This window comes from Nocardia sp. IBHARD005 (genome assembly GCF_052814245.1).
In genome coordinates this window covers 5,295,915-5,308,932 of the sequence record NZ_CP199935.1, presented here as the reverse complement: position 1 = coordinate 5,308,932, position 13,018 = coordinate 5,295,915, and the positions used below count along the sequence as shown (strand labels likewise).

Here is a 13,018-nt window from a genome sequence, read left to right as displayed (position 1 = left end):
CGACGCCGCGACTGCTCGCCTTGGCACCCGAGACCGTGTTGCGCCCGCCTACCCGACTACCAGCGGCATTGCGCGTGCCCGCCCGACCCCCGGCGGCGTCGCGGTTGCCCGACTGGTTCTCGGCGTTGCCCGCACGGCCTTCCTGGTTCGCGGACCCGGCACCTGACGAGCTGTCCGGATCGCGGGTGGCAGGACTGGTCGCCGGCCGGATGCGTGCGCCTCCCCGGCGCGACCTGGTACGCCGGGACCGCCGACTGCCTGCCGTGCGCGACTCGCTCTGCGCCGCACCAGTGGTGCGAGCGGTACCGGTGGTTTCCTCGACTGTGGCACCGCCGGCCGCGGATTGTGTTGCCGCCGAACGGTTCCGGTCGTCGACGCTGCCGCGACGTTCGGATGCCATTACGCCCACCTGCTCGGTGCTGCCTCGGCGCGCGGCGGCGGCTCGTGCTCTGGCCCGTCGCCGGTTCTTGGACCGGTTGCTGCTCCCGGTGTCGGGCCTGCTGGTGACCGAACCCGAAGCCGCGGTGACATTTCCGGTGTTCGAGCGCGTGGCGTCGAGGTCGGTGCGCACCGATTCCAGGCCGAGCTTGGCCAGGATCATCCGCACCACCCGACCCGGACTTCGTCCGTCGGTGCGCACGCGCACGGTGGCGATCTCCCGGTAGAGCGGGCGACGCTCGCGCATCAGATCCCGGTACTTGGCGGCGGGATCGACACCGTTGAGCAGCGGGCGCGTATTGCTCGCGCCGGTGCGCCGAACCCCTTCGGACACACTGATTTCCAGATAGACGACCGTCGCGTCACGCAGCAGATCCCTGGTCCGCTCGGACAGCACCGATCCACCACCGAGGGAGACCACACCGTCGTGGGAGAGCACGGCGTGGCGCACCACCTCTTCTTCGATCCGGCGGAACTCCACTTCGCCGTCGGTGGCGAAGATATCGGGAATGGTGCGCCCGGTATCGTCCTCGATCCCCGTGTCGGTGTCGTAGAGCGCCACCCCGAGTTCCCTGGCCAGCTTGCGCCCGATCGTCGACTTCCCCGAGCCGGGCAGCCCGACCAGCACCACCCGCGCCAGCGGTGCGATCCGGTCGTCGGCGCCGGTCTCAGGAGCATCGGGCTCGACGGTCGCCGGTGAGGGGTCCGCGTCGCTCTCCGGCGCGGACCCCTGCTGCCCCTGCTCGGTCACGGGATACGGCTGTCCGCGGGCACGTGTGGGCGGCTGCCGATCCGCTTGACGTAACTGGTGATGTTGTCGACGGTCTCGGCGAGGGAGTCACCGCCGAACTTCTCCAGCGCGGCTTGCGCCAGCACCAGTGCCACCATCGATTCCGCGACAACGGCCGCCGCGGGTACCGCGCACACGTCGGAGCGCTGGTGGATGGCGACGGCCTCTTCGCCGCTGGACATGTCGACCGTCGCCAGTGCGCGCGGCACGGTCGAGATCGGCTTCATCGCGGCACGCACCCGCAGTGCTTCGCCGTTGGTCATGCCGCCTTCGAGGCCACCGGCGCGGTTGGTCGAGCGCAGCACGCCGTCGGGGCCGGGACGCATCTCGTCGTGTGCCAGGCTGCCACGTCGGCGCGCGGTCTCGAACCCGTCGCCCACCTCGACACCCTTGATCGCCTGGATGCCCATGAGAGCGGCGGCCAGGCGCGAATCGAGGCGCTGCTCGCCGCTGACGAACGAGCCGAGCCCGACGGGCAGCCCGTCCACGATCACCTCGACGACACCGCCGAGGGTGTCGCCGTCCTTCTTCGCCGCTTCGATCTCGGCGATCATGGCCGCCTCGGCCTCGGCGTCGAACGCGCGCACGGGGCTGGCGTCGATCGCGTCGAGATCGGCGGGACCGGGCGTGACACCGGTGGTGTTGGCCGCGGTACCGATCGACACCACATGCGAGATGACCTCGACGCCGAAGGCCTGACGCAGGAAGTTGCGCGCGAAGGTTCCGGCGGCGACGCGGGCCGCGGTCTCACGGGCGCTTGCCCGCTCGAGCACCGGGCGGGCGTCGTCGAAGCCGTACTTGAGCATCCCGGAGAAATCGGCGTGCCCGGGGCGTGGGCGGGTCAGCGGCGCGTTGCGCGCCATTCCCGCGAGCTCGGTCTCGTCGATCGGATCGGCGGACATCACTTCGGTCCACTTGGGCCACTCGGAGTTGGCGATCTCGATCGCGACCGGACCACCCATGGTGCGGCCGTGGCGCACGCCACCGACCAGGGTGACCTTGTCGGCCTCGAATTTCATCCGGGCGCCGCGCCCGTAACCGAGCCGGCGGCGGGCGAGCTGTGCGGAGACATCGTCCGATGTCACCTCGACTCCGGCGACCATCCCTTCCAGGAGGGCGACGAGAGCGGGACCATGGGATTCTCCGGCAGTTATCCAGCGCAACACGCCGACCATCTTCCCATGTCGACACGTGTAGCAGGGAATGCGGTCCGACGTGACGAGCGGCACGTGGCCGCCGCGCCGGACCGCGCGGTGGCGACCACCGCCCTGATCCGGCCGAACCGGCCTGCTCCGGGCCGCCCACAAAACCTCGTCACCGGGATCGTCTCGGCGCGTCGCACCGCCGGTCATGCCAACGCCATCGCGGTCACGGTGGCCAGGCACATGGCCGGACCATGCGGAACCAACCGTCCAGATGGTGCGGCACGCACCTGGCGTGCACCACGTCCCAGCACCAGCCGCAGTCGATCCCCGCCGAGCAGCACCGCCGCGGTCGCGGCGGTGAGCAGCGGTGCTGCCACCGCGGCCCACACCCAGGCCGGTGGCCCGGCGATCGCCGCAGCGGCCCCGAGCGCCACCGCGAGCTTCACATCCCCGGCCCCGAGTGCGGCAGGGGAGAGCAGATGGGTAACCAGATACGGCATCGTCAACAGTGCGGCACCGATCACCGCGGTCCCCAATTCCCCTGTCGACAGGGCGAACAGGAACACCGCGGCCGCACCGGCGCCGGTCAGCGCGTTGGGAAGACGACGGAGATGAATATCGATGACGCCGAGCAGTAGGCACCAGGCGATGAGGCAACAGAACGCGGCAGTGGTCATGGGTTCGATCGTGCTGCGCCGCGACGGCCGACAGCGGGCCGTACCCGAGAATGTGGACAACTTCCGCGTATGTGAACAACGCCGTATCCAATTGCCCACCGACACGAAATCCGGAGCATCGCGTGCCGACGTGTCGTCCGTTGAGCGGTAGCGTTGACCCATGTGTGCTGACTACTCGGCTCCCGATTACGCGGCCCGGCGCGGTGCCCTGCGGAGCCTGCTGGTGGAAAACGGTGTCGACGCGTTGCTGGTGACCGATTTGGTCAACATCCGCTACCTGACCGGCTTCACCGGATCCAATGCCGTTGTGCTGGTGCATTCGTGGGATATGCGCGGCGCCGAGGACCGCACCATCATCGGCACCGACGGCCGGTACTCCGCCCAGGTGGCCGAACAGGTCCCCGACCTGCAGGCCGAGATCTGCCGGGCCACCGCGCGCCGCATACTCGAGCTGACCGGGGAATGGCAGCTGGGCCGAATCGGCTTCGAAAGCCATGTGGTGACCGTCGATCAGCACTCCGCGTTCCGGGAACTGCGCACCGGACTGCAGCTCGTCCCTACCTCGGGCCTGGTCGAACAGTTGCGCATGGTCAAAGACCCCTACGAGGTCGACCAGTTGAGCGCGGCCTGCGCGGCCGCCGACGCGGGCCTTGCCGCCCTGCTCGAGCGCGGCCTGCTGCGGCCGGGCCGCACCGAACGACAGGTTGCCCGCGACCTCGAATGGGCGATGTTCGAGCACGGTGCCGAGGCGATCTCCTTCGAGACGATCGTCGCAGCGGGAGCCAATTCGGCGATCCCGCATCACCGCCCGACCGGCGCCGTCCTTGCCACCGGCGACTTCGTGAAGTTCGATTTCGGCGCGGTGGTCAACGGATACCACTCCGATATGACCCGCACCCTGATGCTGGGAACCCCCGCCGACTGGCAGCGGGAGATCTACGAACTGGTCGCCCGCTCACAACGCGCGGGCACCGAGGCGCTCAAACCCGGCGCGCAGACCAGCGAGGTCGACGCCACGGCCCGGATGATCATCGAAGCGGCGGGGTACGGCCCGCAGTTCGTGCACGGTCTCGGTCACGGGGTCGGGCTGCAGATCCATGAAGCACCCGGAGTGGCGAAAACGAGTACCGGTACACTTCTGGCTGGTGTGGCGGTGACCGTCGAACCTGGTGTATACCTTCCCGGCCGCGGCGGGGTCCGGATCGAGGACACGCTCGTAGTACGCGAAGCGGGCCCGGAACTGCTCACCCGCACCAGCAAGGACTTGATCGTCGTCGACTGACGTCGGCGCGCAGAACGCAGTAACCCCCAGTACGCAGTAATACGAACGAGGAGATCCGAGGACAGTGGCGGACACCAGCGACTTCAAGAACGGCCTTGTGCTGAAGATCGACGGTCAGCTTCAGCAGATCGTCGAATTCCAGCACGTGAAGCCGGGCAAAGGCCCCGCGTTCGTGCGGACCAAGCTGAAGAACGTCGTGTCCGGCAAGGTTGTCGACAAGACCTTCAACGCGGGTGTCAAGGTCGAGACCGCGACTGTCGACCGTCGCGACATGACCTACCTGTACCACGACGGCAGCGACTACATCTTCATGGATGGCGACACCTACGACCAGATCTCCATCCCGGAGGCCACCATCGGCGACGGTGCCCGCTTCCTGCTGGAGAACATGGGTGTGCAGGTCGCGGTGCACGAGGACGCGCCGCTGTTCGTGGAGCTCCCCGTCACCATCGAGCTGGTCGTGCAGCACACCGACATCGGCCTGCAGGGCGACCGCTCCACCGGCGGCACCAAGCCCGCCACCCTGGAAACCGGCGCCGAGGTGGCCGTCCCGTTGTTCATCAACACCGGTGACAAGCTGAAAATCGACTCGCGCGACGGCAGCTACCTCGGCCGCGTCAACGGCTGATCGTGACCGACTCCCCGGCAGACAAGAAGGGCTCGTTCAAGAAGCTCGGCGCGCGTCACAAGGCGCGCCGCCGGGCCGTGGACCTGCTGTTCGAGGCGGAGGCGCGCGATGTCGACGTCTCCGTGCTGCTCTCGGATCGCGCTGAGCTCGCGACCCGCGACCAGAGCGTGGCCCCCGTGCACGCCTACACCACCACCCTCGTCGAGGGCGTCGCCGACGACCTCGACCGGGTCGACGGCACCATCGAGGGCTACCTCCAGGACTGGACCCTGCAGCGGCTGCCCGCCGTCGACCGGGCCATCTTGCGGATCGCGGTGTGGGAACTGTTCCACGCCACCGACGTGCCCCCGGTCGTCGCGGTCGACGAGGCGGTCGAGCTGGCCAAGGAACTGTCCACCGACGACTCGCCGTCGTTCGTGAACGGCGTGCTCGGCCAGGTCGTGCAGGTGGCACCCCAGGTTCGCGCCGCCGCGGCCGCCACGGCCGCCACGAAGGCCGCGCGCGGCGAGTCGGAGTCCTGACCGTGGCGCGCAAGTACCTCGTGATGGCGATGCGCACCCCCGAGTTCGACGCCTCGGTGATCGCACCGCACCGCACCTTCCTGCAGGAGCGGCTCGCCGAGGGGCAACTCCAGGAAAGTGGCGGCTTCACCGACGGCACGGGTGGCGCCTACGTCATCCTGGCCGAAAGTCTCACTGCCGCAACAACAATCGCCCACTCCGACCCGTTGCACACCACCGGAGCCTCGGAACTGACGATCCACGAATGGGAAATCACCGTCTCGGCGTGAATCCCGTTGTCACAGCCGCACGTTCCTTGCGAACGTGCGGCTGCTGTCGTCTGTGGGGTCAGATCTCGCCTGCCAGGTCTGGTGCCCCTGCGAGACGTTCGGCTGTTCCACCCTGCCAGCTTGCCACTGCCGCAATCGATCACGGCGGTGGAGTGAGGATGTGATCCCGACGGCCTCCGCCGATGGGTGTACGAGGAAACCGGCGGAGGCGCGACCGGCGCTGGGTGGGCGCGGTGTCGGGTGTGCCTGGGCACGAGGTGATCTTGCTACCTCGAGTGCGCTCGAGGTCAAGGGTTCAGCGGGGAGCGTGGACCAACGGGGCGAAGAAGCCGGTGAGCTGGGCTGTCGAGGGTTGGCCGAGGCGGCGGCCGAGGTAGTCGGGGGCGTCGGCGGCGGCTCGGCAACGATCCTGATCGGTATTCGACGGGTTGGCGGAGAAGCGTTCGCCGAGCATCGTCGCCTTGGCGACCTCGCGTCCGGTGTGGAGTTCGTAGACGGCGACCTCGTAGGTTGCGCGGAAGAGGTTGACGGTGCGCCCTATCGGTGCGCCGGAGGAGGGACCGTACTGGCAGGTCTGGACGAGCTCGCGCAGTTCCAGCTGCTTCACGCAGGCGATGAGCTGCACGGTCGACGGGTCGTCCGGGTTCCACGCGGTCGGATCGTCCGGGTGGACCATGGTCGTGAGTTCACCGGACAGATAGATAGGCCGTGCTCCGTCGCGCTGATAGGGCGCGGCATTCGGGAACGGCTTCTTGTCCTCGCCGCACATCCGGTCGAAGTCCGACATCTCGAAGCGGCTCGCCTGCACCGCCGTGATCGCGAAGAACCCGGCCCCGAACAGTGCGATGAACAGCAGCAACGCGACACCGGGCCCAACGCGCAGGCCCCGCCGCCGTGCGCTGCGCTCCCGAACGGGGCGATTGTGCCACCGCTCGATCAGCGACGGACCGTTCCCCCGACGCCACGACCGCCACCTTTCCGGCAGCGTCGGTCGCCGCGCAGTCCGGTCGCGTTCGACCCAATCGGACCAGTGCTCCGGGTTCTTCTGGGGTGCTTCGGGTTCCGCGGAATGGTACGAGGGCGCGACGGCGGGGGTGCCGCTCGCTGTCGAGGGTGTACTCCAAGGCCCGGTCCTGCCGGTCGATCCTGCGGAACCGACGGCGGCAGCGGTACCGACGGCGGGACCCGAGCCGACCGTCGGACCTGTGTCGGCGCCGACCTGAGTGGCGGCAACCTCGTCGTCCGGTGTGGGGTCGTGCCGGTACTCCGCACTCTCACCCGCAGTGTGTTCGGTGCCATCGACCACCGGATCATCGATCGCGCCTGATTCGGTTCCAGCGACGGACTTACTCAGCGAGAGAGCCCTTTCGCTGTGCGAGATCGCGTCCTCTCCGGTCGGCTCGCGCGCAGGGCGCTCGTCCGGTGACGGGTCTTCCTCGGTAACGTCGGCAGCGGGAGACTCGTTCGTCACCGGTTCAGCGGATTCGGGCGTCGGCTGTTCGGCCGCTGGGGCCGACGCCGCCACCTCGGTCGACTCCTCGGCCTGGGTGCCGGTCAATTCCTCGCTCGGAGAAGGGGATTGCGCCGCGTCTTCGGAATGGGTCGATGTCGCCGACTTCTCGGGGTGAGCCGAGGTCGGGTTTCGATGGGCGAGCCTGTCGATCGCAGCGAGAAAGGCGGGCGTTGCCGCTTGGGTGACCCGTGCCGAACTGGTCGGAGCCGCAGCCGAATTCGCTGTGGTGGTGGAATCGTCTGTCTCCGGCAGAGTGCCGAGCTCCACGGCGGTCGGAGCAGCGGGCCGGGACGTGGTCGCCGGGTCGAGAGTGGCCGGAAAACCCTGTGCCAGCAGCGCATCGGGGGCGGGCAACAGATGGCCCAGGTTCAGTGCGGCGAACACCCGGGTGACGTCATCGATACTGAGCCGGACAGTGCGCCCGCTCTCGGCCTGGAAATAGTCGTGCAGCGCGCCGACGTCATCACGATCGATCAGCACCGCACGGTACCCGTCGGCGATTCTGCTTTCCTCGATGGTGATCTCGGCACCGGGCTGGGAGACCAGCGCGATCACCGCGTTCACCCAGCCGAAGATCCCGGACTGCTGCAGCAAGCTCTTGGCGGCGAACACCTGCCGGCGCACCTGGACGAACGGGTTCGGTACCCGGACGGCGTGATAGAGCGCGGCCGGTTCGCCGTCAATGGTCCACGGCCCGTTCGGTGGGGTGGCAAGGGTGCCTTCCTGGCGGGCGGTGAACCCCTTCACCTCCACGATGGTCACGCTCTGCGGTGTGCACACCAGCGCGTCGACCTCGACCGACCCGCCCCGGTTCTCCGGCACATGGCAGCGGAACACGGCGACGCCGCCCGCCTGAAACGCCTGGTCACGGACGGCAGCGCCGACGATCTGTTCTGCGCCTTCGAGTTCGCTCTCGTCCGCGACAACGACGATCACCACGACCCCCTGTGCACCCGACTGCGGACTTCTACCAGGATACGGCCTCCATCAGCCGTATCGAAACCGAATCCTGTTGCTGAGCAACATCTTCGGCAATGTCGATTACCGATCTCACCACGGCGGCCCCGGGTTTCGACCCCGCGCAGGCGCCTCGCCGACCGGCCGGACCCACGCCACCGGCGGCTTCGTGACCTGGCCTGCCACCAAGACCAGTCCGGTCGGCCGATCCACCGCGAGAAATCCGAAGGGCCGGTCGATATTCACCGACGTGATCGTCGACCATGTCTTCTGCGGAACGCCGCCAAGGCGCATAGCCACGGCCGTGACGGCGGCCGCTTCGAAGCCCTCGGCGTCGAAGCGCGCGATGACATCCTGGCCCGCGGCGTCCAGCGCCAGCGGATCGGACGTGAGTCCGGGGAAATGGGAACCGTGACTCATCGCGGTGGACAGTCCGAACAGCGCCGCGTGGCGAGCGAGGTTGTGCTTGTTCTCGACGTCGAACGGTGGCATTTTCAGCACCACGGAATCGTGACCGCCATAGGTCTCCCGTCGGCTCACCGACAGGCAGGGCGCTGTCGTGCCGACCGGTAGTTCTGTCCGCACGCCGACGGCTCCGTCCAGTGCCGCGAGGCCGGCGGCGACGCCGTGGCGCGGATCCGCGCCGATCAGCAGATGCACATCGAGTTCGCCGTTGCCCGTGACGATCACGCGGGTGACGTCGTCGCCGAGTACCGACACACTGCCGTCGGGATGGCTCGTCCGGTACAGGCCGGGACCCCGATGTCCCTGCCACGGACCGGTTTCCGGTGTGTAGAGGATCTCGTCGAACGGACTCACCCAGCGAGTGCGTGCCAGCAAGGCGGTGGCCAGCGCGAGGACGGTATCCGGGGTGATCGGCACCGGAAACTTCTCGATCAACCCCCGGGTCTGCTCCTGTGCCCAGACATCCAGTGCCGCCGGATCGCCCAGCTCACCGACCGTCCCCGCGGGCATGCTGCGAACCCATTCCTCGCGCAAGGTCAGCCCCGGCCGAACCCACGCCCCGATCGCCGTCGACACCTCCCGCGAAGTATCCAGCGATTTCAGCATATCCAGCCCCGCCGCATGCGCCTGCTCGGCCGCGACCCCCACCACGGCAGCGAGTTCGTCCCGCGCCCGCCCGGACGCCGCCCCGGCCAGCACGGCCAGCAACGGCCAGAGCCCCGCCCCCGACACCACCGCGTCCTCGCCTCCGAACGTCGCGCACCACCGCCCCGTCAACGCATTCGACGCCCGCACATGCGGCACAAGTGAACTCCCCATCCCCGGATCCTACGACCAGCCACCGACAATCCGCCATGTCGGCGAAATCCGTCAGTATTGCTCAGTGCGGCAGACGGCTCACCGGACGCCGCGTGGGCGGAACTGGATGCTGATGCGGGGGCCGACGGGGCGTGCGGTCTTGGGAACCGCGTGCTCCCAGGTGCGTTGACAGGCCCCACCCATCACCAGCAGATCCCCGTGCCCCGCCGTGAACCGCACGCTGGCGCCCCCACCGCGCGGCCGCAGCAGCAGCGAACGCGGCGCCCCGACCGACACGATCGCGACCATCGTGTCGTGGGTGGCGCCGCGGCCGATCGTGTCCCCGTGCCAGGCGACGCTGTCGCGGCCGTCGCGATAGAAACACAACCCGGCCGTCCGGAACGGTTCGCCGAGCTCGGCCGCGTAATGCGCGGTCAGCGCCGCCCGTGCGTCGACCAGAATGTGATCCGGCAGCGGATCGTTCTCCCCGAAGAACGACACCAGCCGCGGCACATCGACGACCCGGTCGTACATCGGCCTGCGTTCGGCATGCCAGGGAACGCGCTCGGCCAGCCGGTCGAACAGCTGACTCGCGCCGCTCAGCCAGCCGGGAAGCGCATCGACCCAGCTGGTCGCGTCGAGTTGGGTGCGCCGGATCGCCTCGATCGAACCCAGGGCAATCGCCTCACCGTCGAACAGTGAACCTTGCAGGGGCAGCGACATGAGCGCCAGTCTACAACGTGTTCGAATGTATGTTCGATAAGCGGTGCGATCCCGCGTCGGCTCAGTCCTTCCAGCCGCTCGTGTCGAGAATCATGTTCGTCGAGGCTGATGCCGGTGACCGCGATCCAGATGGCGGCGGGTCGCCGTCGGCGATACACGGGCGAGTCGCTGAGACCGGTCGTGTGTGCGGCGATGGCGTCCCAGATGATGTCGACGCACTCATCGCGGACGCCCTGCGCTTCGAGGAACTCGGCCGCGAAATCCGCGCCGTCCACCTCGAATCGCTGTTGGCACGTTCGGACAGACCGATATCGTGCAGCGCGCAGATGAGGAACATGAGCTCCTCGTCATAGTCCGTGCCGGGCCGCAAGCCCTTGGCGGCGGCGTGCGCGCGCCCGAACAGGAACCCGCGAATGCTGGCCGCCGGGTTCGTCATGGCCGCAACAGAACGGTGCCGAACGCGACCCGGTCTTCGAGCATTCGGTGCGCGGCCGCGGCGCCGGCAAGGGGGAGAACCGAGTGGACCACGGGTGTCAGCAGGCCCTGCGCTGAAGCCGTCAGTGCCGCCGACCGCTGCCGCGCGACTTCGCCGAGCCAGGCGGTGCCCGCGCAGCCGGTGAGCGTGAGCCCACGCAGGATCAGATCGGTGACGCCCAGCTGTGCGGGTGCGCCGTCGAGCCAGCCGTAGCTGAGGATCCGGCCGCGCAGTGGCGTGATCAAGTCGAGCAGTGGTGTCAGTGAATCGCCCCCGATCGAATCGAATACGACATCGATCGTGCCGCCTGCGAGCAGGTCGGCCAGCTGGCCGACCCAGTCGGGCGCGGTGTGGTCGAGTACCTCGTGCGCACCGTTGGCCCGGGCGAGGCCGGCTTTCTGTTCCCCGCCCGCGGTACCGATGACGCGCACGCCCGCGGCGGCGCACAGCTGGGTGAGACAGCTGCCGACGCCGGTGGCTGCCGCTTCGACCAGGACGGTCCGGCCCGCGGCGACGGCCGCGGTCTGCATCAGCGCCAGTGCCACCGACCCCGGCATCAGGATCGCGGCGGCGTGCTCGGTGGTCAGCTCGTCCGGGATCACTGTCACCGAATCGGCTTCGGCGACAACGAGTTCGGCGTAGGAACCGAAGCCGTTGGTGGACGCGACCACCCGTGCGCCGAGCAATCCCCGATCAACGCCGGCGCCGATATCGACAACGGTGCCCGCCGCCTGGAACCCGAAGACCTCGGGCAGCGGCGCGGGGAAGGGAAACGCGCCGGCCCGGATCTTGGTCTCCGGGTACAGCACCGGCACCACCTCCGCTCGGACGGCGACCTGCCCCTCGCCCGGGCGAGGTTCGCCGACCTCCCGTGCCACCAGGACCTCGGGTGCGCCGGTCTCTGTCATTACGATTGCCTGCATCAGAACTCCATAAGTTGACTGTCGGTCCAGATATCTCGAACGATATGGACCGTCGGTCAACTTGTCAACGGATCGGCGGGTGCCGAGAAAGCGGGTGCGATGACCGACCGACGTCCCACCGAACGCGCCGATGCAGCGCGCAACCGTCGAGCGATCCTCGATGCCACCGCCACGCTGCTGGCCGAACACGGCGCGGCCGGGGTGACGATGGATCGGGTGGCGGCAGCGGCAGGCGTCGGGAAGGGCACCATCTTCCACCGGTTCGGCAGCCGCGCGGGCCTGCTCTACGAGCTCGTAGCCGAGGGCGCAGCCGGGCTGATGACGGCGGTCACGAGCGGCCCGCCGCCCCTGGGGCCCGGCGCACCGGCGACCGACCGGCTACTGGCCTTCTTCGACGCCATGACGAGCCTGGTCACCGACGACGTGGAACTGATCGCGGCTTATCAGGCGATGCCGCCACATCCCCGCAGCGCCGAATTCCACACGTTCTGGGCACAGCACATCGGCACCCTCTTGCGCGAGGCCCGCCCCGACATCGACGCCGACACCGTTGGCGCACTGTTGCTTTCGACGGTCGGCGGGGAACTCGCTCAGCAACTGGCCAGGGCGGGGGAGGTCGACCGTTTACGCTCGGCGATAGCGGAATTGGTTCGTTCGGTTCTGCGCGCTCCCTGAGCCGCAGCGTCGCCGGATTCCGGCGCGGAGCGCGGTCGAGCGGAGCTACGCTCCGACAGATGGTTCCGCTGTCGAATGCCGCGGCCTTCGCCGTTGCCTCTCTGATCATCATTGTGATTCCAGGCCCGAACGTGCTGTTCGCGATCGGTCGAGCACTGACGCTGGGGCGCCGGTCCGCTGTCCTGTCGGTCGCAGGTGCCGTCGCCGGATCGTTCGTCCCGTTGGTCGCGGTGTCGGTGGGCCTCGGTGCGGTCTTGATGGCCTCGGCGACGTTGTTGCTGCTCGTGAAGATTGCCGGAGCCGGATATCTGATCTATCTGGGTGTCGCGACGATCCGGCAGCGCAAGGAGCTGGCGGCGGCCATGCAATCGAATGCCCCGAGCATCGGTGGAAGTCGGGTGCTCGGACAGGGATTCATCGTCGGCGCCACCAACCCCAAGACGATCGTGTTCTTCGGCGCGGTCCTTCCGCAGTTCGCGGTTCCGGCCGAAGGTGGGCTGCCCGCGCAGTTGCTGATCCTCGGTGCGATCTTCCTGACGATCCAAGCGCTGTCGGATGGTTGCTGGGCGTTGCTCGCGGCGACGGCGCGGTCGTGGTTCGTGCGTTCGCCCCGTCGCCTCGAAACTGTCGGCAGCACCGGTGGGCTGATGATCATCGGAGTCGGTGCGGGGATGGCGCTGTCCGGGACCCACTGACGCGGCCGTCTCAACTCGTTGCCCCTTCTAACTTATAGCTCACC

Annotated in this window: 12 protein-coding genes and 1 pseudogene; 6 read left to right on the top strand and 7 right to left on the bottom strand. The window is 68.5% G+C overall.

The features are described 5' to 3' along the window. Nucleotides 1-583: 583 nt before the first annotated feature. The 3 genes and pseudogenes from ACTWPB_RS25010 to ACTWPB_RS25000 all read right to left on the bottom strand — a co-directional run. A pseudogene (locus ACTWPB_RS25010) lies at nt 584-1,087 on the bottom strand (shikimate kinase); the annotation flags it as partial. A 98-nt stretch (nt 1,088-1,185) separates the two neighbouring features. Beyond that, nucleotides 1,186-2,394, bottom strand: a complete 1,209-nt coding sequence (gene aroC / locus ACTWPB_RS25005; protein WP_446222968.1) for a chorismate synthase — start codon at nt 2,392-2,394, stop codon at nt 1,186-1,188. A gap of 182 nt (nt 2,395-2,576) precedes the next feature. Then, nucleotides 2,577-3,050: a prepilin peptidase gene (locus ACTWPB_RS25000; RefSeq protein ID WP_446222967.1), complete on the bottom strand. Its 474-nt coding sequence runs from the start codon at nt 3,048-3,050 to the stop codon at nt 2,577-2,579. A gap of 160 nt (nt 3,051-3,210) precedes the next feature. Between ACTWPB_RS25000 and ACTWPB_RS24995 the strand changes: the two genes are divergently transcribed. From ACTWPB_RS24995 to ACTWPB_RS24980, 4 genes are all read left to right on the top strand, one after another. Then, nucleotides 3,211-4,332: a M24 family metallopeptidase gene (locus tag ACTWPB_RS24995; RefSeq protein WP_446222966.1), complete on the top strand. Its 1,122-nt coding sequence runs from the start codon at nt 3,211-3,213 to the stop codon at nt 4,330-4,332. Nucleotides 4,333-4,396: 64 nt separating this feature from the next. Continuing rightward, on the top strand, nt 4,397-4,960 hold the full coding sequence (gene efp, locus ACTWPB_RS24990) for an elongation factor P (protein ID WP_446222965.1): 564 nt from the start codon (nt 4,397-4,399) through the stop codon (nt 4,958-4,960). 2 nt (nt 4,961-4,962) lie between these two features. After that, nucleotides 4,963-5,481, top strand: coding sequence for a transcription antitermination factor NusB (gene nusB, locus ACTWPB_RS24985; RefSeq protein ID WP_378626982.1), 519 nt, complete (start codon nt 4,963-4,965; stop codon nt 5,479-5,481). Nucleotides 5,482-5,483: 2 nt separating this feature from the next. Next, nucleotides 5,484-5,750, top strand: a complete 267-nt coding sequence (locus ACTWPB_RS24980; RefSeq protein WP_446222964.1) for a YciI family protein — start codon at nt 5,484-5,486, stop codon at nt 5,748-5,750. Between the two features lie 295 nt (nt 5,751-6,045). Here ACTWPB_RS24980 and ACTWPB_RS24975 read toward each other — a convergent pair whose 3' ends face one another. From ACTWPB_RS24975 to ACTWPB_RS24960, 4 genes are all read right to left on the bottom strand, one after another. Continuing rightward, entirely contained in the window at nt 6,046-8,202 is a 2,157-nt protein-coding gene (locus ACTWPB_RS24975; RefSeq protein ID WP_446222963.1) for an NERD domain-containing protein, read from the bottom strand. A gap of 111 nt (nt 8,203-8,313) precedes the next feature. Then, nucleotides 8,314-9,504, bottom strand: coding sequence for a serpin family protein (locus ACTWPB_RS24970; protein ID WP_446222962.1), 1,191 nt, complete (start codon nt 9,502-9,504; stop codon nt 8,314-8,316). A gap of 78 nt (nt 9,505-9,582) precedes the next feature. Continuing rightward, nucleotides 9,583-10,206, bottom strand: a complete 624-nt coding sequence (locus ACTWPB_RS24965) for an alpha-ketoglutarate-dependent dioxygenase AlkB (protein ID WP_446222961.1) — start codon at nt 10,204-10,206, stop codon at nt 9,583-9,585. Between the two features lie 432 nt (nt 10,207-10,638). Further along, the gene (locus ACTWPB_RS24960) at nt 10,639-11,604 is read right to left on the bottom strand and encodes a quinone oxidoreductase family protein (protein ID WP_446222960.1); all 966 of its coding nucleotides are present in this window, start codon (nt 11,602-11,604) and stop codon (nt 10,639-10,641) included. A gap of 99 nt (nt 11,605-11,703) precedes the next feature. On the opposite strand from ACTWPB_RS24960, the gene ACTWPB_RS24955 reads away from it, so the two are divergent. Then, on the top strand, nt 11,704-12,279 hold the full coding sequence (locus ACTWPB_RS24955) for a TetR/AcrR family transcriptional regulator (RefSeq protein ID WP_446222959.1): 576 nt from the start codon (nt 11,704-11,706) through the stop codon (nt 12,277-12,279). A 59-nt stretch (nt 12,280-12,338) separates the two neighbouring features. Then, nucleotides 12,339-12,974 (top strand): LysE family translocator, encoded by a 636-nt coding sequence (locus tag ACTWPB_RS24950; RefSeq protein WP_446222958.1) that lies wholly within the window; start codon nt 12,339-12,341, stop codon nt 12,972-12,974. The last annotated feature ends 44 nt before the right edge of the window (nt 12,975-13,018 follow it).